Consider the following 21,869-nt stretch of genomic DNA (forward strand, 5'->3'; position numbering starts at 1 on the left):
GGGCCGGACGAACCGCGCCGGCCGCGAGGGGCGGCCGGCGCAGCGGGGTCGGGCGGGCGGTCAGCCGCCGTAGACGTCGAACTGGAAGTAGGCGTCGTTGATCGTCTTGTAGGTGCCGTCGGCGCGGATCGCCTCGATCGCGGCGTCGAACTTTGCCTTCAGCTCGGTCTCGCCCTGGCGGATGGCGATGCCGGCGCCCGGGCCGTTGATCGCCGGGTCGGGCGTCAGCGTGCCGAGGATCTTGCAGCAGGCGCCTTCCTCGGTCGCCAGCCACTCGCTGAGCACGACGACGTCGTCGATCGCCGCGTCGATGCGGCCGCTGGCGAGGTCGAGCTTGTACTCCTCCGCGGTCGGATAGAGCTTCAGCGCCGCGTCGGGGAACTTCTCCTCGGCGTAGTTCGAGTGCGTCGTCGACGACTGCGCGCCGAGCTGGAGGCTGCCGAGCTCTTCCGGCGTGACGCCGGCGAGGGTGGAATCCTTCGGCACGGCGATCGCCGGCGGGGTGTTGTAGTACTTCGAGGTGAAGTCGACCTGCTTGAGGCGCTCCTCGGTGATCGACATCGACGCGATGATCGCGTCGAACTTGCCGGCCTGCAGGGCGGGGATCATGCCGTCCCAGTCCTGCACGACGAACTCGCACTCGGCCTGCATCGCGGTGCAGAGCGCCTTGGCGATGTCGACGTCGAAGCCCTTCAGCTCGCCGGACGCGTCGAGGAAGTTGAAGGGCGGATAGGCGCCTTCGGTGCCGATGCGGATCTTCGCCGGCTCCTGCGCGGCGGCGCCGCCGACCGCGATGACGGTCACGGCCGCGGCGAGCGCGATACGCTTGAAAAAGCTCATGTCAGCCCCTGTCGCATGTCATGCCCGAAGGGGCATGCGGGTGTCCGGTTGGCAGGTTCCGGCGCGGGAGACCGCCGCCAACGTGCCACCCCAGCGGGCGACATCGGGCGGCGAGCCGTGGCCGGAAGCTGTTCCCTTCGTTTTCGTTCGGGTTCGGTGCGCGGCGTGGAGCGCGTCGTCCCGCTGTCATCATGATACGGCTTGCACCCCGGATGCAACAGCGGACGGCAGGATGAATTCCGCGCCAGAACAAGGGCAGGGCGACGCCTCAGCCGGGCTCGGAGCGGGGCGAAATCCCGAACTCGGTGAAGGGGATGAAGTCGACGAGGTCACCGCGCGCGATGTGCGGCACGTCCTCGCCGATCTCGACCAGTCCGTCGGCGGCGCGCAGCCCGCTGATCAGGCCCGAGCCGTCGCGGCCGTACTTGCCGGCCTGCAGCCGGCCGTCCGGGCCGGTCTCGAGGATGCCGCGCAGGAATTCGCGCCGGCCGGTCTTGCGCGCCGGGGCGTCGAAGCCGGCGGGCAGCGGAAACCGCGTCGGCGGGCGCCAGGCGGCGCCCGACAGGCGGGCGAGCAGCGGCTGGCCGTAGAGCAGGGCGGTGACGAACACCGCCACCGGATTGCCGGGCAGGCCGAGGAACAGGCAGCCGCCGATCTGGCCGAGCGCCAGCGGCCGGCCGGGCTTCACCGCGAGATGCCAGAGGTGGCGACGGCCGAGCGCTGCGACGGCGGCGGCGATGTGGTCGCCCTCGCCGCGGCTGGTGCCCCCGGTCGAAACGATGAGGTCGTGGCTCTGGCTAAGTCCGGCGATGACGCGGCGGACGACGGCCTCGTCGTCGGGCAGCACGCCGTGGTCGGCGAGCTCGAGGCCGCTGCCGGCGAGCAGCGCGGTCAGGATCAGGTGGTTCGAATCATAGACCTGCCCGGGGCGAATCGGCTCGCCCGGGCGGACGATCTCGTCGCCGGTCGAGACGAGGGCGACGCGCAGCGGCCGCACGACGGTAATCTCGGCGCGGCCGATGGAGCCGAGCGAGGCGAGGTCCTGCGGCCTGAGGCGCGTGCCGGCGCGAAGCACCAGCGTGCCCGCGGCGACATCCTCGCCGGCGCGGCGGCGGTTGGCGCCCGGTCGCAGCCCGGCCGGCAGGCGGACGGCGGGGGCGCCGGCGAGCGTCTCCGACATGCAGTGCTCCTGCATGGCGACGGTGTCGGCGCCGGGCGGCATCGGCGCGCCGGTGAAGATGCGCACCGCCGTTCCCGGCGCGATCGGCGCCTCGCGCGCGGGGCCGGCGGAGATGTGGCCGGAGATGGGGAGAGCACCGCCGTCGCCGCCCAGATCGGCGGCGCGGAATGCCCAGCCGTCGACGGCGGCGGTGTCGGTCATCGGCACGTCGCGCGGGGCGGCGACGGTTTCGGCGAGCACGCGCCCGCCGGCCGCGGCGACCGCGACCCGCTCGGTGCCGGTGACCGCGGCGGTGCGGGCGAGAATCAGCGCGACGGCCTCGTCGTGGCGCAGCGACGGCTCGCCGGTGCGGAAGCAGTCGTCGACGTCGAAGCGGGGCAGGTCCGGGGCGCTCACGATGCGGCCTCGCGGCTGGTGGCGAAGCGCTCGGCGGCGGCGAGATCCTCGGGGCGGTTGATGTTGAAGAACGGGTCGACGGGCTCGGCGCCGATGCGCCCCTCCGGGAACGCCGCCTCGGCGGCGCCGACCTCATCGGCGAAGGCCAGTACCTTGCGGCGACCGCCTCCGAGGAAGGCGCGGAGTGCCGCGGCGCAGCCGAGCGGCCAGAGGGCGCAGACCGGGTGAACGCCGGTCGCAGAGCGCGCCAGCACGGCGCGGGCATAGCCCTCACTGGCGGCGACGAGGCGGGCGACGAAATCGGCGGGCAGGAACGGGGTGTCGGCGGCGACGGTGACGAGTGCGCGGGGCCGGTCACTCAGGCCCGCGGCATGGTCGAGGCCGGCGAGGATGCCGGCGAGGGGGCCCGGATGATCCGGAACGCCGTCGGCGACGACGGCGAGGCCGAGGAAGGCAAAGCGGGCCGGGTCGCCGTTGGCGTTGAGGACGAGGGCGCCGACCTGCGGCGCCAGCCGGTCGGCGACATGGGCGACGAGTGGGCGGCCGCCGAGCGGCAGCAGCGCCTTGTCGCCGCCGCCCATGCGCTGCGAGCGTCCGCCGGCGAGGATGCAGCCGGCGACCGGGGCGGCGGGCGCCGCCACCGTCAGCATGCCGGCGATCCCACAGCCTTGCCCATCGTCGTCTCCCGTCGCGGCCGGCGGTGCGCTGCCGCAGGTGCCAAACGTGGAATCCGGATTAGGCGCTCCCGGTTCCGATCGCAAGCCGGCGCGGCCGATCGGGCGAGAGGATGGACGGATCGTCGCGGAGGTTACGGCGCCGGGTTGGCCGCGGCGCGCAGATGATCCCGCGCGCGGACGCGTTCGCGGTGCACGGTATAAATTCCGGTGCAGACGACGATGGCGATGCCGATCAGCGTCGGCATGTCGGGGATCTGGCCCCAGATCAGGAAGCCGGCGACGATCGCCCACAGCACCTGCGCGTAGCGGAACTGCGCCACGGTCGCGACCTCGCCGTTGCGCATCGCCACCACGATCAGCACGTAGGCGACGATGACACAGGCGGCCGCGGCGGCGAGCAGCACGAAGTGGTGCATGGTCATCGCCACCATCGGCAAGCCTTGCGCCGTCTCGGCGACCGCCAGGACGCCGCCGACGATCGTCACCGTCACGATGGTGACCGAAGCGACGAACAGCGTCGGCACGGTGAGCGCCATCCGCCGGGTGAGCAGGTCGCGCAGCGCCACGGCGAACATCGCGGCGAGCGCGATGACGGCGTAGATGTTGAAGCCCTCCGGACCGGGGCGCACGATCAGCAGGATGCCGGCAAAGCCGACCAGCACCGCCGCCCAGCGCCGCCAGCCGACGACCTCCTTCAGGAAGATCGCACCGGCCGCCGTCATCACCAGCGGCACCGCCTGCATGATCGCGGTCGAGTTGGCGATCGGCATGTTGAAGAGGGCGACGAGGTAGAGCAGCGTCGCCAGCACCTCGCCGAGCGTGCGCCAGGCGAGCAGGGCGGAGACGTGCTGGCGCCAATGGGTGAAGGCGCCGCTGAGCCCCGCGATGGTCAGCACGACCACGGAGGCGATCAGGCCGCGCACCAGCATGATCTGGCCGAGGCCGAGATCCTCGCTCGCGAGCTTGGCAAAGGTGTCGTTGGCGATGAATGCGGCGCTCGCGACCAGCATCGCGATGATGCCGCGGAGCGTTTCGCGAAGCGTGGACATGGGACCCGGGAGATCGATCTGCCGCGGAGTGGTCCGGAATCGCCGGACCCGTTGCCGCATCGCGGGCGGGCCGGAGGCCGGTCGGCGACGGCCCTAGATAGACCCGAGGTCGTTCTTGAGCAAACGATAAAATTTCGGGACAGGCATGACCCAGGGACGGTCTCAGCCGCCGGTCACCGACATATGCCGGCCGACCGATGGCGCCTGGCGGCGGCGGTCGATGACGAAGTCGTGGCCCTTGGGCTTGCGCGAGATCGCCTCCTCGATCGCCCGGCCTAGCGCCTCGTCGCTCTCCGAGGCGCGCAGTGCGGCGCGGAGATCGGCGGCGTCTTCCTGGCCGAGACACATGTAGAGGGTGCCGGTGCAGGTGACGCGGACGCGGTTGCAGCTTTCGCAGAAATTGTGGGTCAGCGGCGTGATGAAGCCGAGCCGGCCGCCGGTTTCCTCGACGCGGACGTAGCGGGCCGGGCCGCCGGTCTTGTAGGGGATCTCGGTCAGCGTGAAGCGCTCTGCGAGGCGGCGGCGGACGAGGTCGAGCGGCAGATACTGGTCGGTGCGGTCGCCCTCGATGTCGCCGAGCGGCATGGTCTCGATCAGGGTGAGGTCGTGGCCCTCGCCGTGCGCCCAGCGCAGCATCTCCTCGATCTCGTGTTCGTTGAGATTTTTCAGCGCCACGGCGTTGATCTTGACGCCGAGCCCGGCGGCCTTCGCCGCGGCGACGCCTTCAAGCACCTTGGCGAGATCGCCCCAGCGGGTGATGCGGCGGAATTTTTCCGCGTCGAGCGTGTCGATCGAGACGTTGACCCGGCGCACGCCGGCGCTGGCGAGCTCGGCGGCATAGCGGGCGAGCTGCGAGCCGTTGGTGGTCAGCGTCAGCTCGTCGAGCGCGCCGGTCTCGAAGTGGCGCGACAGGCCGTGGAACAGGCTCATGATGTTCTTGCGCACCAGCGGCTCGCCGCCGGTGATGCGCAGGCGCCGGACGCCGCGCGCGACGAAGGCGCTGCACAGGCGGTCGAGCTCCTCGAGGGTGAGGATGTCGCGCTTGGGCAGGAAGGTCATGTCTTCCGCCATGCAGTAGACGCAGCGGAAATCGCAGCGGTCCGTGACGGAGACGCGCAGGTAGGTGATGGCGCGGGCGAACGGATCGATCAGCGGCGCCGCCTTGCCCGGATCGGCCGTCAGCGGCAGCCTGTCTTCGAAACCCATGCCCTGCTCCCGATTGCCGCGGCTGTCCGCACGTTGTGGCCGCTGGTCGTTTTCGGAAAGGTAGTGGTTGCCGGGCGCCTTCTCAAGCGATGCCCGCGGCGATGACGGAATTGCGATGTGGCGCGACGGGCTTGCCGCCGCGCGCGGCGTGCCCTAGGCCACGGGGACACGGCGAAGACAGGAGCGACGGATGGCTGAGAGCCCGCACGAGAGCATTCACTGGCCGACGGAGATCCGCCTCGGCAAGGACAAGCGCACGCTGTCCGTCACCTTCGACGACGGCGCCCGCTTCGACCTCGCCGCCGAATACCTGCGCGTCTGCTCGCCCTCGGCCGAAGTGCAGGGGCACGGGCCGGACCAGAAGCAGACCGTGCCGGGCAAGCGCGACGTTACCATCATCGCCCTCGAGCCGATCGGCACCTACGCGGTGCGCGTGCGCTTCGACGACATGCACGACACCGGGCTGTTCACCTGGGACTACCTGCACAAGCTCGGCACCGACCGCGAGCGGCTGTGGCACGCGTATCTGGAAGAACTCGCGACGAAGGGCTTGAGCCGGGATCCGAAGAAGCGGGGGTAGGGCGTCGGCAATTCCCTTCTCCCCCTGTGGGAGAAGGTGCCCGAAGGGCGGATGAGGGGTGCAGCGCTTCCGCAACGATGAGGCTCTGCGGCGATGCCGCGCCCCCTCATCCGGCCGCTGCGCGGCCACCTTCTCCCGCGAGGGGAGAAAGATCTGCCCCTCACTCGATCCCGAGCTTCGCCTTCACGATCACATTCACCGCCTGCGGGTTGGCCTTGCCGCCGGTCTGCTTCATGACCTGGCCGACGAACCAGCCGGCCATGGTCGGCTTCGCCTTCGCCTGCTCGACCTTGTCGGGGTTGGCCGCGATCACCGCGTCGACGGCGGTTTCGATCGCGCCGGTGTCGGTGACCTGGCGCATGCCGCGGCTCTCGACCAGCTCGCGCGGGTCGCCGCCCTCGGTCCAGACGATCTCGAACAGGTCCTTCGCGATCTTGCCCGAGATGGTCTCGTCGGCGATCAGGTCGACGATGGCGCCGAGCTGGTCGGCGGACATCGGGCTGGCGTCGATCTCCTTGCCTTCCTTGTTGAGGCGGCCGAAGAACTCGTTGATCACCCAGTTCGCCGCCGCCTTGGCGTCGCGGCCCTTGGCCACCTTCTCGAAGAAGTCGGCCGAGGCGCGCTCCAGCGTCAGCACCATCGCGTCGTAGGGCGTCACGCCGTAGTCGCGGATGAAGCGGGCCGTCTTGTCGTCGGGGAGTTCCGGCAGGGCGCTCGCGAGGCTGTCGACGTAGGCCTGGTCGAATTCGAGCGGCAACAGGTCGGGGTCGGGGAAATAGCGGTAGTCGTGCGCCTCTTCCTTCGAGCGCATCGAGCGGGTGACGCCCTCGCGCGGGTCGAACAGGCGGGTCTCCTGCGCGATCTTGCCGCCGTCCTCGATGATGCCAATTTGGCGGCGCGCCTCGTATTCGATCGCCTGGCCGGCGAAGCGGATCGAGTTGACGTTCTTGATCTCGCAGCGCGTGCCGAGCTCGGCGCCCGGCCGGCGCACCGAGACGTTGATGTCGGCGCGCATGGAGCCTTCCTCCATGTTGCCGTCGCAGGTGCCGAGGTAGCGCAGGATGGTGCGCAGCTTGGCGAGATAGGCCTTCGCCTCGTCGGAGCAGCGCAGATCCGGCTTCGAGACGATTTCCATCAGCGCGACGCCGGACCGGTTGAGGTCGACGAAGGACATGGTCGGGTGCTGGTCGTGGATCGACTTGCCGGCGTCCTGCTCAAGATGCAGCCGCTCGACGCCGACCTCGACGGTCTCGCCGTTCGGCATGTCGAGGATGACGGTGCCCTCGCCGACGATCGGCTGCTTGAACTGGCTGATCTGGTAGCCCTGCGGCAGGTCCGGATAGAAGTAGTTCTTGCGGTCGAAGACGCTGCGAAGGTTGATCTGGGCCTTGAGGCCGAGCCCGGTGCGGATCGCCTGCGCGACGCACTCGGCGTTGATCACCGGCAGCATGCCCGGCATCGCCGCGTCGACGAGGCTGACGTGGGCGTTCGGCGCGCCGCCGTATTCGGCGCTCGCCCCGGAGAACAGCTTCGACTTCGACGTGACCTGCGCATGCACCTCCATGCCGATGACGACCTCCCAGTCGCCGGTGGCGCCGGAAATCAGCTTCTTCGGATCGGGTTCGCGATAGGCGAAGGTCATGGGTCTCGGTCTCGTCGTTGACGGGATGCGTTGCGCCTTCAATGGGCCGGGCAGCGCCGCGCCGTCAAGGGCGAGAACGGGGCCGGGCCGCCCGTGGGCGGCCCGGCGATGGTCAGGTGTCTCGCAGCTGGACGATGTCGTTCATCAGGCCGCTGACGCCGTTGTGGATCGTGAGCCGGTCCACCTTCGACGCGATGGTCTCCAGCGCCTCGAGCTCCTTGAGGCGCAGCATGACCGGGTTCTCGGCCATCACCTTCGCCGTGTTGAGCAGCGAACGGGTCGCGTTCGTCTCCTCACGGCGCCGGATGACGTTGGCCTCGGCCTGCTTCTCGGCCGTGACCACCTGGTTCAGGATGTCGCGCATCTCGCCCGGCAGGATCACGTCCTTCAGCGAGACGGCGCCGAGCTCGACGCCGACCGCCGCCATCTCCGCGCCGAGGGCGGCGACCGCCTCCGGCTTGAGGCCGGCCTTGGTCTCGAGGATGTGGTCCAGCGTCTGCCCGCCGAGCGTCTCGCGGAAGGCGAGCTGCAGGGCGCGGTAGAGCATGTCGCCCGCATCCTTGACGCCGATCGTCGCCTTGATCGGGTCGACGATGCGGTAGCCGGCCGTGACGTTGACGCGGATCGTGACGCGGTCGCGGGTCAGGAGTTCCTGGCCGTTGACGTCGAGCACCTGCGGCTTCAGGTCGACCTGCCGCACCTCGATCGCGGCGTCCGACGCCCAGAAGGCGTGGAAGCCCGGGCCGAGCGTCTCGCGGTAGACGCCGTCGACCATGAGCAGTCCGATCTTGCCGTCCGGGACCGTGGCGGTCTGGACGGCCGCGATCCGGCCGCTGAGGGCGAGGCGCCGCGCGAGCAGCGGTTCGATCTTCAGCGAAGCGGCGAGGTCGAAGCGGCGGATCGTCCATGGACCGGCGTCGGTCCACAGCACCAGCCGCGCGTTCGGAGCGAGCGCGACGAGCAGGTCGCTCTCGCGCTCGATCAGCACGACCTCGCGTTCGCCGGCCTTGACCACCGTCAGGTGACGGGCGGCCACGTCCGGGAGCCGATCGATGAGCGCCTTCTCATAGGTCGAGCGGAAGCGCGGCTCGGCGAGATTGTGGCGCTCGATGACCAGGGTGCCGCGAAAGTTCGGCATCCTGTGCACGCCCGCACCGTAAATCCCGAGGACCTTGCCCTCGTAGAGCGCGACGACGCGCTCCGCTTCGCTCACGAGCACCCGCTCGTACCCAAGAAACCTGGTCAACTTGCTCATCATCGTTCTCCTTCGGCATGGCGCTAGGTCAAGGCCGATGTCCTTTCACTGGTTGGTCGAGAATCCGGAGAAGCGGAGTCGGTGGCGCCTTCGGATCGTCCGGAGCGGGGATTGCAGCACGGCGGCGGGCCCGGGACCCCCGAGGGGGCCAAGGCTGACCATCGCGCGGCGCGCCCTTCATGGACGACCGGTCGGCGTCTCCGGCCCGCTCACACTCCGAAGAATGATCGCGGGCGGGTCCACTTCTCCGGACCCGTGATGCGAGAGACGTCTTACGAGGACGTTGCCGTTTGCGGCGGCGGTTTGGAGGAGGAGTCGAACCTCCGACAGCCGGGACCAAAGCCCCGGTGCTCTACCCACTGAGCTATCCGTGGTGGACGACGGGCATCGAACCCCGCAACCTCCCGGTTTCCCGGGGCTCTACCATTGAGCTACGTCCGAAGCGCCGTTCCCCGTACCGATGCCCGTACACGAGGCGGCAGGGCCGGATCGTGCGGGAGGCAGACGAAAGCCAACCGTTGGCAAGGGCCGATGGAGACAGCGGGGCGCGTCATACGCCGCCCGGGCGCCAATCAGCAAGACTTCCGAGTAAAAGTATTCGTGAAAAAATAGACTGTAACCTCAAAGCAACAGTGAACCGTACGTTACGGTTCCGTCTGGCGCCCCGCCTTCGATATTCGGGGCCGGGATCGCGCTGTCGATCGACATCTGTGCGCAATGACGGACGGGAGGGCCGCGCCTCCCGTCCTCCGCGCTGCCTCAGGCCGCATCGAGGCTGGCGACGAAGCCGCGGACCTCGTCCTGCAGCGCGGTCGCCTGGCCGTTCAGGGTTTCCGACAGCCCGCGCAGCGTTTGCGAGGCTTCGCCGGTGCTGGTCGCGGCCGCGCTGACGCCGGCGACGTTGTCGCTCACGGCGGCGGCGCCGCCGGCGGCGCGCTGGGTGTTGAGCGCGATCTCCGACGTCGCGACGCCCTGTTCCTCGACGGCGCCGGCGATCGCGGTCGCATAGTCGCGCACGGTGCCGATGGCCGCGACGATCCGGCCGATCGAGTCCACCGTCATCGTCGTCGCGCCCTGGATCTCGCCGATCTTGCTGGAGATCTCGTTGGTCGCCCGGGCAGTCTGGGCGGCGAGCTGCTTGACCTCGGAGGCGACGACCGCAAAGCCCCGGCCGGATTCGCCGGCGCGTGCGGCCTCGATGGTGGCGTTAAGCGCGAGCAGGTTGGTCTGCTCGGCGATCTCGCGGATGAGCTCGATCACGGAGCCGATCGACGCCGCCGAGTCACTGAGCAACCTGATCTGCTCGCTGGTGGCGCGCGCATCGTCGGCGGCGACCTGCGAGGCGGCCGCCGACTTCGTCACCTGGTGCGTGATCTCGCGGATCGAGGCGGCGAGTTCCTCGGTGCCGGCGGCGACGACGGCGACGTTCTGCGAGGCGTCGCCGGCCGCTTCCGACATGCGCGACGCCTTGTCCCGGGTTTCACCGGCGGTCGACGCCAGCACCCCGGCCGCGGCCGAGACCTGCGCGGAGGAGGCGCCGAACCCCTTGGCGAGTTCCTCCATGCGCGCCACGAAGCGCTGCGCGGCGGTGGAACGGGCGGCGAGGCGCTGCATGTCCGCCCCGCGCCCGGCCTCGGCCGCGGCGCGCGCGCCCTCGGCGGCGACGAGGCTGTCGCGCATCCGGGCGAGTTCGCGGAACATCGGGCCGGTCTCGTCGCGGCGGTCGGTCTGCAGCCGGGCGTCGCCGTAGCGGCCCGCCGCGATCAGCGTCACGGCATTGGCGACATCGGTGATCGCGCCGAGGATCGTGCGGCCGGCGAAAAAGGTGAGGCCGAGCACCAACACCGCGGCGACGCCGGCGGCGGTCACCTGGGTCCACATCGCCGCTCCGGTTTCGTCCTCCAGGGCGACGAGCTGCTGCCCGAGGTGCCGGTCGCTGCCCGACGACAGCTGCGCCAGCGTCTCGGCGAGCCGCGCGCCCGCGCCGTCGATCACGTCGTCGATCGCCGCATAGTCCGCCTCCGGCGCGCCGCGTTCGATGAGGGCGGCGAGATCGGTCCGGATGGAGGCGACGAGCGCGGCGATATCGCCGACGAAGCCCGCCGGCAGGGTCACGTCCTCGAGCACGGCGTCGAGACGGCTCGCGGCCTCGGCGCCGCCGAGCAGGGTCGACTCCGCCGCCGCGATGGTGGCCATGCGCTCCGCCGAGATGCGGCCCTCGGCCTGGTCGATGATGCTGTCCATGGCGGTGAGGACAAGTTCGGACAGCGACAGCCGCATCGCCGCCACCACCTGCGCGTCGGAGCGCACTGCGTCGACAAGCGCGCTGCGCTCTTCGACGGCGCCGATGTTGAGAAGAGCGACCCCGATGATTCCGCCGAATGAGACGAGGGCGGTGGCTGCAACCAGAATGAGCCTGGCCCTGATCGACGAGAAGTTCATGAGATCCTCCTTTTGTTGTACGGAAGGATCGATGATCATCGTGAATTTTGTCTTAAAAGCCGAAGTATTGCTCTATTGCGGCATACACATGAGCATCGATATTCGGGGAAATCATTGAAAAATCAGAGGTACTTGTGAAAGCAGGAGCATTCGGCTCAACAAGTATGGCTGTATTTCAAAGTGTCGGCCGGGTGTTCGATGCGACGCCATGAGCGAGGGCGTCCGCGACGCATGTCGTCGGTGCCGGCAGCGGCGGCGCAGGGCCCGACGGCGCGGTCGAGGGCGATCGACCGTCCCGCCGTGGCCGTGCCTCACCGCCCCTGGATGATCCGTACGGTGTTCGGCGTCATCGATCCCACCATCGCCGAGCGGTAGTCGTCGTAGCTGAGACGGCCGCTCGACCAGCCGGCGACGAGGCGGGTGCAGATCGTGCGCGGCATGGCGCGGACCGAGACGTTCATGACGCGGGCGGCATCCTGGCGCGCCTGCAGCGAGCGCCGGGCCTGGTTTGCCGTGCAGTCGGCGATCGCCTGCTGGCGCAGCGGCGGGCTGCCGCGTAGCGCTTCGCGGGTCGCATCGAACTGGGTCGAACTCATGGCGCAGCCGGCGAGCAGGAGCGCAACGGAAAGCACGGCAGGGAACTTCTGCATGATGAGGTCTCCGCTGCGGTCGGCTTGGGTACCGGGCCGGGAGCTACTTCACGGTGATCGTGAAGTCGTCTCCCGGGATGGTGAAGGACTCCCGTCCCTTTGCAGTCGCTGTGAACCGGACCGCGCGGGCTGGCGTCGGGCCGCCGCAGGATCGGCTTTGCACCGTGCCGACGCCGCCATCGGAGAAGGTGCCGAGCTTCGAGGACGGCAGGTAGCCCGCGATCTGCTTGAAGGATCGCGCCGGCGCACCGCAGTCGCTGCGCACGCCCTTGAGCACGATGGTCTGACCAACCTTGGTCGACGGCTTGCTGTTGTAGGGAATCTCGGCCGCGGCCGCGGCGGCTGCGGTTGCCAGAAAGGCGATGAGAGATAGAGATCCGATCGCGCGATTCATGATTGCCCCCGCATCATGATTGCCAATGGCCGCAGCATATCGGCCATCGCGCTCTCCGGCAACGATCGGGGGCCTGGGGCGGCGCCGATCAAGCCGCCTCTGCCGCCACGATCGGTGAAGTCACCACCACTTCGGCGCTTCGAAGCGGCCGACGGCCTGTTCCACGGCGTGGCCGAGCGAGAACAGCGTCGCCTCGTCGAAGGGGCGGCCGATCAGCTGCAGGCCGAGCGGGAGGCCGTCGGCGGAGAGGCCGCCGGGCACGGCGAGGCCGGGCAGGCCGGCCATGTTCACCGTCACCGTGAAGATGTCGTTGAGGTACATCTCGACCGGGTCGGCGCCGGCCATTTCGCCGATGCCGAAGGCGGGCGAGGGGGTGGCGGGGGTCAGGACCGCATCGACACCGGCGGCGAAGCAGGTCTCGAAGTCGTTCTTGATCAGCGTCCGCACCTTCTGCGCCTTCAGGTAATAGGCGTCGTAATAGCCGGCCGAGAGCACGTAGGTGCCGATCAGGATGCGGCGCTTCACTTCCGCGCCGAAGCCCGCGGCGCGGGTGTTCTCGTACATGTCGATGATGTCGGTGCCCGGCACGCGCAGGCCGTAGCGCACGCCGTCGTAGCGGGCGAGGTTCGACGACGCCTCCGCCGGGGCGACGATGTAATAGGCCGGCAGGGCGTATTTCGTGTGCGGCAGCGAGATTTCGACGATCTCGGCGCCGGCGTCCTTCAGGATCGCAATACCCTTCTGCCAGAGCGCCTCGATCTCGGCCGACATGCCCTCGACGCGATATTCCTTCGGAATGCCGATCCGGAGCCCCTTCACCGAACGGCCGACGGCGGCCTCGTAGTCCGGCACCGGCAGGTCGACCGAGGTCGTATCCTTCGCATCGACCGACGCCATCGACTTCAGCAGGATCGCCGCGTCGCGCACGTCGCGGGCGATCGGGCCGGCCTGGTCGAGCGAGGAGGCGAAGGCGACGATGCCCCAGCGCGAGCAGCGGCCGTAGGTCGGCTTGATGCCGACCGTGCCGGTGAACGCGGCGGGCTGGCGGATCGAGCCGCCGGTATCGGTGGCGGTGGCGCCCGCACAGAGCCGCGCCGCGACCGCGGCCGCCGAGCCGCCGGACGAGCCGCCCGGCACCAGCGCCATGTTGGAGCCGTTGCGGCGCCAGGGGCTGGTGACGGGGCCGTAGTAGGAACTCTCGTTCGACGAGCCCATGGCGAACTCGTCCATGTTGAGCTTGCCGAGCATCACCGCGCCGTCGGCCCAGAGGTTCGCCGTCACGGTCGATTCATAGGCCGGCTCGAACTTGTCGAGCACATGGCTCGCCGCCTGGGTATGCACGCCTTCGGTGGCGAACAGGTCCTTGATGCCGAGGGGAATGCCTTCCAGCGGCCGGGCCTCGCCGCGGCCGAGGCGCTCGTCCGACGCCGCGGCCATCGCCAGCGCCTTCTCCGGTGTCTCGACCAGATAGGCGTTCAGCGCGCGCGCCGCCTGCATCGCCGCAAGGTAGGCCCCGGTCAGCTCGGTGGCCGAAAACTGCTTCGCGGCAAGTCCGTCGCGGGCCTCGGCGATGGTGAGGGCGGTGAGGTCGGTCACGGGCGGCGTCTCTTTATACAGGGGGATCGGCAGGGGCAGGGTGCAGTCGGCGATGGCGCCGGTGCTACTCCACCACCTTCGGGACCATGAAGAAGTCGTCGTCGGTGACGGGCGCATTGCCGACGACCGCCGCGGGATTGCCGCCGTCGGTGACGACGTCGACGCGCTGCTTCATCGCGGTGGCGACCACGGCGGTCATCGGCTCGACGCTGGACACGTCGACCTCGTCGAGCTGGGCGACGAAGCCGAGGATGGAATTGAGCTCGCCGGTCATGCGCTCGGCTTCCTCGTCGCTCACCTTGATTCGGGCGAGCCGGGCGACGCGGCGGACGGTGGCCGTATCGACGGACATGGGCGGTTCCTCGGGCTGGCGGACGGCTGCTGGACTGGGCCGTGGCTATAGCAGAGCCGCCGCGGCGCCGCCAACGGCGGATTCGCGCGCCGGGCGCCGCGGTGGCCGACGACTACGGCGGTGTCCATTCCGATCGCTCTCTCCATCGCCGTCGGGCAGGGACTGGGTGCAACGGAATTTGGCGCCGCTGCGCGGTATCCGCTCGGCGGCGATCACCCGGCAAATTGGCGATGCGCGGGAGAGGGCCGCCCGGCCGGCCGTCTCGACAGGCGATTCGACGAGTCGACTTCACGAAAGGAGCCGATCATCGGCCCCCGGGAGAGAGGAGGGGCGCCGGCATCGGCGCCGACATCCTCGCCGCACCGTCCTCTCCATGCTTACCGGCGCATGAATCGCGTCGAAAAAATTCGCTGCAAATTCATCCCGTTAACCATTCGTTCAGCAGTTCGTGCAGGCCTCCCCCGCGGTCGTGACATATCTGCAACATCGATTTCCAAAAGCCGGGGAGAGGCCTCTCGGACCTGTGATCGTCGTTGAACGCGGAAAGCCGATGCGTATGGTGAAGACACGAGCACGGGGGACCGAGCTCTGAGGCCGCAGCGCCGATTGTCAGGGGTGGCAATCATCACAAGGCGACGCGGTGTCCCACAAGAGCCGGCCGATCCTCGGGGATCGTTCCAACGGGTGGTCGGCAGGTTCATTGGTTGATTTTTGGAGGTCAGGACTATGAAGCTCAAGAGCATCATGCTCGGCACCGCCGCCAGCCTCGTCATGACGACGGGTGCCTTTGCGGCTGATGCGCTCACCGACACCGTCGTTCCGACGGCTGTCGACTACGTCAAGGTCTGCGACGCGTTCGGCGCCGGCTTCTTCGTGATCCCGGGCATGGAGACCTGCCTCAAGATCGGCGGTCGTGTCCGTACCGGCTTCGAGTACCTCGAAGACAACGTCTTCCTCGGCCTCGACGCCAACGGCAACGAGCGTTGGGACGACTCCTACCGCTGGTTCGCCAACGGCCGTATCGACTTCGATGCGCGCACCGCTTCGGACTTCGGCACCGTCCGTTCGTTCTTCCGCATCGAGTCGGAGCCGGATCGTAACGCTGTCATCTCGCAGGCGTTCATCCAGGTCGGCTACCTGACCGCTGGTTACTCGGATGGCGACACCGTCTTCAACGACGACGCCCTCTACGGCAACTTCTACGACGACGGCTACGGCGCTCCGGGCAACGGCCTGCAGCTGAACGTCGTTGTCGACGACCTCGGCGGCGGCTTCTTCGTCGGCGGCCAGGTCATCGCGGCGAACAACGGTTCGGGCCTGCTGACGGTCGACTACCAGAACGACGCCAACGACGTCGCGCTGGTCGGTATCGTCGGCATCGCCGACCAGGCCTGGGGCAGCGCCTCGCTGTCGGGTCACTACGACAACGCCTCGGAAGGCTTCGTCATCAAGGCGACCGCTGATCTCGTGATCACCGACGGCTTCGGCGCTCGCCTGACCGCCGGCTACCTCGACAACGGCGCCAACGTCGATGCCTTCATCGTCAGCGGTGCGGTGTCGTACGACGTCACCCCGGACCTCAACCTCTTCGTCGGCGCCATCTACGGCTTCAACGATGGCGATGATCCCTTCGAGATCAACGGTGGTATCGGCTACACCCTCGCCGAGGGCCTGACCCTCGCCGCGGAAGTTCGCTACGCGGACGACGCCGGCGACACCCCGAACACCGATGGCAACTTCGACGCCATCGTCGGCCTGATCCGCACGTTCTGATCGCTCGCTCCTCGGAGCTTGCAGGAAAGGCCCGGAGCAATCCGGGCCTTTTTCTTTTTGCGAGACACGGTCGAAACCGGGCGGCCGCGCTGCAGCCCTGACGCTCATTCAGGTTGGGCGAACATCGGCGAGGAGGCGGGACCTCGGCGGCCGATCGAAGCGCCGCCGTCGGACGACGCGGACGGTGTGGCTGTGACGTCCGCGCCCCACCGCCCGTCGTGAGCCGCGTATCCCGCAGAACCGCCCCCGGCGCGCCGGCGCACGGACTGCGTCTCAATCCACCCCATTCAGAAAATCTGCGATCCGCGCGATCGTCGCGTCGTCGCGCAGCAGCGGCGCGTGACCCTGATCCGCGACGACCTGCGTCTCGAGATGCGGCAGAAGCCGCTGCATCTCGGCGAGCGTCGCCTCCGACAGCACATCCGACAGCGCGCCGCGCAGCACGAGCAATGGCCGCGGTTCGGGTGCAGAACCGGCAGTCCGGCGCATCTGGCCGAGGGCGAGGAACATCGGCCACAGCGGGGGCAGGGGTGTTTCGGGCGAGAGACTCGCCAGCGTCGCGAGCAGGGCCGGGTCGAAATCCGCCACCGGGTGCCCACCCTCATCGCGGAACAGCTGCCGGGTGACCGCGGCGAGCTCGTCGCCTCTGACATTCGGGAACGCGCCACCCTGCAGCTTCAGCATCAGCGCCTCGGCCGCCGGCCATGTCTGCGGCGCGCCGGCGCCGGTCAGCAGGTCGATGCCGGCGCGAATCCGCAGCAGGCCGGCGACCTCGATCACCGGGCCGATGTCGTTGAGGATAACCGGCCCGATGCCGAGGCCGCTGGTGGCCGGCGGCAACATGGCGAGCAGCGCCGCAATCAGGCCACCGCGCGAGGTGCCGAGCACGGCGCAGCGGTCAATGCCCGCAGCCAGGAGCCCCCGCCGCACGTCGTCGGCTTCCACCTGCGGCGTATAGCTCGCGGCATCGGCGTGGCCCGAGCGGCCGCGGCCGCGATAGTCCATCGTGATGACGGCGCGGGGTGTCTCGGGATGGCCCGCCAGGGCATCGGCGAGCTGGTCGAAATCGCGGCCGTTGCGGGTCAGCCCCGGCAGGCACAGCAGCGGCAGGCGGTCGGCGGCGCCCTCCGGCTCGAAGATCCGGCCGTAGAGGGCGGTGCAGTCGGCGCCTTGCCAGTGAAGTTCGCGCATGTGTTCTCCCGAGGGGCTTGCGTCACGGTGGATGGGGACGCGCGGAGGGGCTTTAAGCCGGCGGGGAGCGACGTGATTCGCGCGGTGCGGGCCTTGGGGAGACGCCGCCCCCCTCATCCGCCCTTCGGGCACCTTCTCCCGCGAGGGGAGAAGGGAAGTTCGGCAAGACCCTGCTTCTGGCGCCACCGCGGAACCCGGGATCGAGGCGGCCGCGGTTGCTTTCACCGGGCCCCCGGAACCCCTTCTCCCCTCGCGGGAGAAGGTGCCCGAAGGGCGGATGAGGGGGCGCGACGGCGCCAGCCGGCTCCCATCGCCCGCCCTAGTTCACCCCGCGGCGCAGGTCGTCTTCGATTTCGAGGTCGGCGCCGGTCAGCCGCGTCCGATAGACGGCGAGGTTTTCGGCGACGCGCTGGACGTAGTTGCGCGTCTCGCCGTAGGGAATCAATTCGATCCAGTCGATCGGGTCGATCGCGCCACTGCGCGGGTCGCCGAAGCGGCGTACCCATTCGCGCACCTTGCCGGGGCCCGCGTTGTAGGCGGCGAAGCTCATGATGTAGGAGCCGGAGAAGTCGTCGACGAGGTCTTTCAGGTGGGCCGCGCCGAGCGTCGCGTTATAGGCGGGGTCGGTGGTGAGCCGTGGCCGCGAGTAGGCGACACCGAGCTTGCGGGCGGTCATTTCCGCCGTGCCGGGCATCATCTGCAACAGGCCGAGCGCGCCGGCACTGGAGACGGCCGAGGTGTCGAAGGCGCTTTCCTGGCGGGCGATGGCGTAGACCATCGCCGGCTCGACCATCTCGCCGCTGCGGCCCTCGACCGGGATCGAATCCAGCGGATAGGCGAGGCTCGCCACATCCGGGAACCGCTCCATCGCGATCTTCGCGACCTGCAGGATCGTGCCGGCGCGCTGCTGGCGCTCGAGGAACTCGGCGAGCAGGGCGACCTGGCCGGGGGTGGCCAGCCGGCGGGCGATCGCCGGAAACAGCAGGTCGGCGTCGCCGGCGCGGCCGAGTTCGGTGAGCAGCAGCGCGGACCGCACCATGTCGTCGGCGGCGAAGGCCGCGCGGTCGGCCGGCGTCGGCGCCGGGGCCGCCGGCAGGCCGAGGTCGGCATGGCCGAGGGCGCGGCGCGCCAACTGGCCGTAGAAGGTGGTGACGTCGCGCGCGGCCGTCTCGTAAAGACGGCGGGCGCCGGCCTCGTCGCCGGCCGCCGCGGCGGCGCGCGCCTGCCAGTAGGCGGCGCGCGAGCGGCTGATCGGCCGGGTGGAGATCTTTGCGAGCTCGTCGAAATGCCGCCGGGCGATCGCCGGGTCCTTCAGGAAGCGCAGCGCGTACCAGCCGGCGTGGAATTCGGCCTCGACCCGGGTGAGGGCGCCGCCGTCCTGCTGCTGCGCCGCGAGTTCATAGGCGAGGGCGGCCTCGCCGGTCTCGTTGAGATCGCGCGAGACGATGCGGCGCTCGATCCACCATTCGTCGGCGTCGCCGCGGGTGCGGCCGGCGGCGGTGAGGTCGCGCAGCAGTTTCGCCGCCTGGTCCGCGTGGCCCTGGCGGCGCAGATATTCGACCGTGGTGAAGCCGTAGAGCGGATCGGCGCGCAGGGCGGCCGGCACCTTCTCCAGCTTCTTCGCCGCGCCGGCCTCGTTGCGCAACACCGCGGCGCGGGCGTCGGCGAGTGCCGTCCAGTCGGCACCGAGACGCTGAGCGACGCTGCGCGCCTGGCTCATCCGGTCGCCGAACATCATCAGGTGGAAGCGGCCGATCTCGTCGTCGCGGCCGAGCAGGTCGCCGTAATGCTGGAGGAAGGTGGCCTCGTCGGCCGGGGTCAGCTTCTGCGTGCGCCACCAATGGCCTGCGACACGCGCGGCCGCGGCGCGGTCGTCCATCGCGATATGGGCGGTGATCAGCGTCGAAAGGCCGACGGCGGTTTCGGGCATCGTGGCGCCGAAAGCCTTGACGATCTCGGCCGGGGTCGCCCCCTCGCGGGCCAGCGCCGCTTCGGCGCGCCGGCGCATGATCGAGGCCGTCGGCCAGTCGGGCGCCGCGGCCGCAAAGCGGGTGATGTCGCGCGAAGTGAGGCCGGGCGCGTCGCGGCGGATCAGCATCCACTCGACCAGCCGGCGCTCGACGGGAGGCAACGACTCGGCAAGGGTGCGCGCCCGCGCCTTGTCGCGCGCGTCGGCGGCGGAGAGCGCCGCTTCGAGCCGCTCATGCGACTGCGGATGCACGACCATCGCGGCCGGACCCTGCGCCATCAGCACATCCGCCGCGGCGCGCGCGGCCGGCGCTTCGAGGCCGGCGAGCAGCACGAGGGCGGTCAGGGTGGTCGTGGTCAGTCTGCGCATCGTGCATTCCTAGACGGTGGACGCATGGTCGCTGCGGCACGGCACATCGCTCTCGCCGACAGTATAACAGGCCGGCGCATCCTGCAGCCCCGCGCGCGGCCGGCGGCGGAGGCGGCCGCCGTGCCTTCGGCAGCCGTTGCCGCGGCGGCCACATGGCTTCGGAGCCGACAGCACCTTACGGTCCTGCCGCCAGCCTTATGCGGCACCGATGCGGCGGGAACGCGGCGGGCCACCCCGAAGGGGGCCCGGATCCATAGTGCGCCGGGCGGATTAACGGAAACCTAACCATGGTCGCCCGCCGACCGGCCGGCCGCGAGAACGCGCCGCGCCGCCGCACGCGCCGGGCCGGGCGGGCGCTTGTTCTCCCAACGCCGTCCGACTATTGTCCCGGCGAAGTCGAACGGGACGCCGAAAGCCGGCGCCCGATGAGGAACAGGGACGACATGCTCAAGGGTTCGATGACGGCGCTGGTGACGCCGTTCCGCGATGGCGCCTTCGACGAGGCGGCATTCGAGGCCTTCGTGGAGTGGCAGATCGCCGAGGGCTCGCACGGGCTGGTGCCGGTGGGCACCACGGGCGAGAGCCCGACGCTGAGCCATGCCGAGCACAAGCGGGTCGTCGAGGTCTGCATCAAGACCGCTGCCGGCCGGGTGCCGGTGGTGGCCGGCGCCGGCTCGAACAACACCGCGGAAGCGATCGATCTCGCCGTGTTCGCCGAAGAGGCCGGCGCGGACGCGCTGCTCGTCGTGACGCCCTATTACAACAAGCCGGGGCAGGAGGGTCTTTATCGTCATTACAAGGCGATCAACGACGCCGTCGGCATCCCGATCATCATCTACAACATCCCGCCGCGCTCGGTGGTCGACATGTCGGTCGAGACGATGGCGCGGCTCTACGAGCTGCCGAACATCGTCGGCGTCAAGGACGCGACGGCGAAGCTCGACCGTGTCAGCGCCCAGCGGGCGGCGATGGGGCCGGACTTCATCCAGCTCTCCGGCGAGGATGGCACCGCGCTCGCCTTCATGGCGCATGGCGGTCATGGCTGCATCTCGGTGACCAGCAACGTCGCGCCGCGGCTGTGCTCGGCGTTCCAGGAGGCGTGCCTTGCCGGCGACTATGCCGGCGCGCTCGCCATCCAGGACCAGCTGTTCCCGCTGCACCAGGCGATGTTCGTCGAGCCGAACCCGCAAGGCGCGAAGTTCGGGCTGTCGCTGCTCGGCAAGCTGCGCAACGAACTGCGCCTGCCGCTGGTGCCGCTGTCCGCGCCGACCGAGGCGATCATCCGCGACGCCATGGTCCACGCCGGACTGATCAACTGACTTTAGAAAACGGCCGGCCCGCGGGGCCGCCGATGGAGCCCTGTCCCCGATGGCCCCCCAGAAGCCGACCCTGACGGTCAACCGCATCGCGGCCGACAATCGCAAGGCGCGCTTCAACTTCGCGATCGGCGATGCCGTCGAGGCGGGCATCGCCCTGACCGGCACCGAGGTGAAGTCGCTGCGGCAGGGCCGCAGCAACATCACCGATGCCTACGCGGCCGAGCACAAGGGCGAGCTCTATCTCTACAACGCCTATATCCCCGAGTACCTGCAGGCGAACCAGTTCAATCACGAGACGCGGCGGCCGCGGAAGCTGCTGCTGCACAAGCGCCAGATCAATCGCCTGATCGGCGCGGTGGACCGCGACGGCATGACGATCGTGCCGCTGAAGCTCTACTTCAACGATCGCGGCCGCGCGAAGTGCGAGATCGCCCTCGCCAAGGGCAAGAAGAATCACGACAAGCGCGAGACCGAGAAGCAGCGCGACTGGAATCGTGAGAAATCCCGGCTGATGAAGGACCGCGGCTGACCCGCCGCGGCGCGGCAGGCCCGACCTGGGCCGCGGGATCGCAAGGCCGGTGGCGCCTTCGCGATGGCCGCCGCTTCCCTGCATCTGACGCCATGCGCACCGCCGGGGCCCTGATCCGGCCATGTGTCGCCGGCGTCGACCACCGATTCTGACCCCATCGACCCTGCCTGTCCGGTTCCATCACGCGGGTCCAACCCCAGATTGCGGCGACATGGTGGCGCGGGCTTGGCCGCGGATGGGCAGAGCTGCTTTTTTCTGGCCAAGCGTCTGGATTGGGGACGAATAAACGCCGTCGATCACCCGATGTTTCGATCTCGCGATTGATTGATCGACCTGTGAGCGCTGATCGCAGAAACCTGATAGTTCATTGTTATATAAGACTGTTTCCATTTCGATCGCTAATCGCGGCGCTGGAGCGGCCTATATCAGTCTCATCGGGTCGTGGACGACACGACGGTGC

18 protein-coding genes and 2 tRNA genes are annotated in these 21,869 nt (G+C 69.4%); 4 read left to right on the forward strand and 16 right to left on the reverse strand.

What is annotated here, in order from left to right:
• Nucleotides 1-60 precede the first annotated feature (60 nt).
• From I5731_RS04285 to moaA, 5 genes are all read right to left on the reverse strand, one after another.
• Nucleotides 61-840 (reverse strand): ABC transporter substrate-binding protein, encoded by a 780-nt coding sequence (locus tag I5731_RS04285; protein WP_197310111.1) that lies wholly within the window; start codon nucleotides 838-840, stop codon nucleotides 61-63.
• A 268-nt stretch (nucleotides 841-1,108) separates the two neighbouring features.
• Complete coding sequence (locus tag I5731_RS04290) at nucleotides 1,109-2,416, reverse strand: molybdopterin molybdotransferase MoeA (RefSeq protein ID WP_328838131.1); 1,308 nt, start codon at nucleotides 2,414-2,416, stop codon at nucleotides 1,109-1,111.
• Nucleotides 2,413-3,066 carry a molybdenum cofactor guanylyltransferase MobA gene (gene mobA / locus I5731_RS04295; RefSeq protein ID WP_197310112.1) on the reverse strand — a complete coding sequence of 218 codons (654 nt, stop codon included), beginning with the start codon at nucleotides 3,064-3,066 and terminating at the stop codon, nucleotides 2,413-2,415. The genes I5731_RS04290 and mobA overlap by 4 nt, the downstream gene beginning before the upstream one ends.
• Nucleotides 3,067-3,224: 158 nt before the next feature.
• A complete protein-coding gene (locus tag I5731_RS04300; protein ID WP_197310113.1) occupies nucleotides 3,225-4,142 on the reverse strand; it encodes a DMT family transporter in 918 nt (305 codons plus the stop codon).
• Nucleotides 4,143-4,304: 162 nt separating this feature from the next.
• A complete protein-coding gene (gene moaA / locus I5731_RS04305; protein WP_197310114.1) occupies nucleotides 4,305-5,348 on the reverse strand; it encodes a GTP 3',8-cyclase MoaA in 1,044 nt (347 codons plus the stop codon).
• A gap of 190 nt (nucleotides 5,349-5,538) precedes the next feature.
• Between moaA and I5731_RS04310 the strand changes: the two genes are divergently transcribed.
• Nucleotides 5,539-5,928, forward strand: a complete 390-nt coding sequence (locus I5731_RS04310) for a gamma-butyrobetaine hydroxylase-like domain-containing protein (RefSeq protein ID WP_197310115.1) — start codon at nucleotides 5,539-5,541, stop codon at nucleotides 5,926-5,928.
• A gap of 160 nt (nucleotides 5,929-6,088) precedes the next feature.
• On the opposite strand, the gene gatB is transcribed toward I5731_RS04310, so the two are convergent.
• The 9 genes from gatB to gatC all read right to left on the reverse strand — a co-directional run bounded on the left by gatB (nucleotide 6,089) and on the right by gatC (nucleotide 14,259).
• Nucleotides 6,089-7,570: an Asp-tRNA(Asn)/Glu-tRNA(Gln) amidotransferase subunit GatB gene (gene gatB / locus I5731_RS04315; protein WP_197310116.1), complete on the reverse strand. Its 1,482-nt coding sequence runs from the start codon at nucleotides 7,568-7,570 to the stop codon at nucleotides 6,089-6,091.
• A gap of 112 nt (nucleotides 7,571-7,682) precedes the next feature.
• On the reverse strand, nucleotides 7,683-8,825 hold the full coding sequence (locus I5731_RS04320; RefSeq protein ID WP_197310117.1) for a slipin family protein: 1,143 nt from the start codon (nucleotides 8,823-8,825) through the stop codon (nucleotides 7,683-7,685).
• A gap of 304 nt (nucleotides 8,826-9,129) precedes the next feature.
• Nucleotides 9,130-9,195: transfer RNA gene (locus I5731_RS04325), tRNA-Gln, on the reverse strand.
• 1 nt (nucleotide 9,196) lies between these two features.
• A tRNA-OTHER gene (locus I5731_RS04330) sits at nucleotides 9,197-9,264 on the reverse strand.
• Between the two features lie 320 nt (nucleotides 9,265-9,584).
• Entirely contained in the window at nucleotides 9,585-11,267 is a 1,683-nt protein-coding gene (locus I5731_RS04335) for a methyl-accepting chemotaxis protein (protein ID WP_197310118.1), read from the reverse strand.
• 311 nt (nucleotides 11,268-11,578) lie between these two features.
• On the reverse strand, nucleotides 11,579-11,917 hold the full coding sequence (locus tag I5731_RS04340; protein WP_197310119.1) for a hypothetical protein: 339 nt from the start codon (nucleotides 11,915-11,917) through the stop codon (nucleotides 11,579-11,581).
• Between the two features lie 43 nt (nucleotides 11,918-11,960).
• A complete protein-coding gene (locus tag I5731_RS04345) occupies nucleotides 11,961-12,311 on the reverse strand; it encodes a hypothetical protein (RefSeq protein WP_197310120.1) in 351 nt (116 codons plus the stop codon).
• A 120-nt stretch (nucleotides 12,312-12,431) separates the two neighbouring features.
• Complete coding sequence (gatA, locus tag I5731_RS04350) at nucleotides 12,432-13,907, reverse strand: Asp-tRNA(Asn)/Glu-tRNA(Gln) amidotransferase subunit GatA (protein WP_197310121.1); 1,476 nt, start codon at nucleotides 13,905-13,907, stop codon at nucleotides 12,432-12,434.
• A 64-nt stretch (nucleotides 13,908-13,971) separates the two neighbouring features.
• The gene (gatC, locus tag I5731_RS04355) at nucleotides 13,972-14,259 is read right to left on the reverse strand and encodes an Asp-tRNA(Asn)/Glu-tRNA(Gln) amidotransferase subunit GatC (RefSeq protein WP_197310122.1); all 288 of its coding nucleotides are present in this window, start codon (nucleotides 14,257-14,259) and stop codon (nucleotides 13,972-13,974) included.
• Nucleotides 14,260-14,985: 726 nt separating this feature from the next.
• Between gatC and I5731_RS04360 the strand changes: the two genes are divergently transcribed.
• Entirely contained in the window at nucleotides 14,986-16,032 is a 1,047-nt protein-coding gene (locus I5731_RS04360; protein ID WP_197310123.1) for a porin, read from the forward strand.
• Nucleotides 16,033-16,305: 273 nt separating this feature from the next.
• On the opposite strand, the gene I5731_RS04365 is transcribed toward I5731_RS04360, so the two are convergent.
• Nucleotides 16,306-17,223: an alpha/beta fold hydrolase gene (locus I5731_RS04365; RefSeq protein WP_197310124.1), complete on the reverse strand. Its 918-nt coding sequence runs from the start codon at nucleotides 17,221-17,223 to the stop codon at nucleotides 16,306-16,308.
• Nucleotides 17,224-17,542: 319 nt separating this feature from the next.
• Nucleotides 17,543-19,561, reverse strand: coding sequence for a lytic transglycosylase domain-containing protein (locus I5731_RS04370; RefSeq protein ID WP_197310125.1), 2,019 nt, complete (start codon nucleotides 19,559-19,561; stop codon nucleotides 17,543-17,545).
• 443 nt (nucleotides 19,562-20,004) lie between these two features.
• On the opposite strand from I5731_RS04370, the gene dapA reads away from it, so the two are divergent.
• Both dapA and smpB read left to right on the forward strand, forming a co-directional pair.
• A complete protein-coding gene (gene dapA / locus I5731_RS04375; RefSeq protein ID WP_197310126.1) occupies nucleotides 20,005-20,880 on the forward strand; it encodes a 4-hydroxy-tetrahydrodipicolinate synthase in 876 nt (291 codons plus the stop codon).
• Nucleotides 20,881-20,929: 49 nt separating this feature from the next.
• Nucleotides 20,930-21,409, forward strand: coding sequence for an SsrA-binding protein SmpB (smpB, locus tag I5731_RS04380; RefSeq protein ID WP_197310127.1), 480 nt, complete (start codon nucleotides 20,930-20,932; stop codon nucleotides 21,407-21,409).
• The last annotated feature ends 460 nt before the right edge of the window (nucleotides 21,410-21,869 follow it).

The organism is Methylobrevis albus, assembly GCF_015904235.1.
In the GTDB taxonomy this organism is placed as follows: Bacteria; Pseudomonadota; Alphaproteobacteria; order Rhizobiales; family Pleomorphomonadaceae; genus Methylobrevis_A; species Methylobrevis_A albus.

Bases quoted from the DNA above. Each gene is read 5' to 3' on its own strand.
- smpB (WP_197310127.1), top strand. From the start codon at position 20,930: ATGGCCCCCCAGAAGCCGACCCTGACGGTCAACCGCATCGCGGCCGAC.
- I5731_RS04320 (WP_197310117.1), bottom strand. From the start codon at position 8,825: ATGAGCAAGTTGACCAGGTTTCTTGGGTACGAGCGGGTGCTCGTGAGC.
- I5731_RS04340 (WP_197310119.1), bottom strand. From the start codon at position 11,917: ATGCAGAAGTTCCCTGCCGTGCTTTCCGTTGCGCTCCTGCTCGCCGGC.
- I5731_RS04310 (WP_197310115.1), top strand. From the start codon at position 5,539: ATGGCTGAGAGCCCGCACGAGAGCATTCACTGGCCGACGGAGATCCGC.
- I5731_RS04335 (WP_197310118.1), bottom strand. From the start codon at position 11,267: ATGAACTTCTCGTCGATCAGGGCCAGGCTCATTCTGGTTGCAGCCACC.
- I5731_RS04365 (WP_197310124.1), bottom strand. From the start codon at position 17,223: ATGCGCGAACTTCACTGGCAAGGCGCCGACTGCACCGCCCTCTACGGC.
- I5731_RS04370 (WP_197310125.1), bottom strand. From the start codon at position 19,561: ATGCGCAGACTGACCACGACCACCCTGACCGCCCTCGTGCTGCTCGCC.
- I5731_RS04360 (WP_197310123.1), top strand. From the start codon at position 14,986: ATGAAGCTCAAGAGCATCATGCTCGGCACCGCCGCCAGCCTCGTCATG.
- mobA (WP_197310112.1), bottom strand. From the start codon at position 3,066: ATGCTGACGGTGGCGGCGCCCGCCGCCCCGGTCGCCGGCTGCATCCTC.
- dapA (WP_197310126.1), top strand. From the start codon at position 20,005: ATGCTCAAGGGTTCGATGACGGCGCTGGTGACGCCGTTCCGCGATGGC.
- I5731_RS04300 (WP_197310113.1), bottom strand. From the start codon at position 4,142: ATGTCCACGCTTCGCGAAACGCTCCGCGGCATCATCGCGATGCTGGTC.
- I5731_RS04345 (WP_197310120.1), bottom strand. From the start codon at position 12,311: ATGAATCGCGCGATCGGATCTCTATCTCTCATCGCCTTTCTGGCAACC.
- moaA (WP_197310114.1), bottom strand. From the start codon at position 5,348: ATGGGTTTCGAAGACAGGCTGCCGCTGACGGCCGATCCGGGCAAGGCG.
- gatC (WP_197310122.1), bottom strand. From the start codon at position 14,259: ATGTCCGTCGATACGGCCACCGTCCGCCGCGTCGCCCGGCTCGCCCGA.
- I5731_RS04285 (WP_197310111.1), bottom strand. From the start codon at position 840: ATGAGCTTTTTCAAGCGTATCGCGCTCGCCGCGGCCGTGACCGTCATC.
- gatB (WP_197310116.1), bottom strand. From the start codon at position 7,570: ATGACCTTCGCCTATCGCGAACCCGATCCGAAGAAGCTGATTTCCGGC.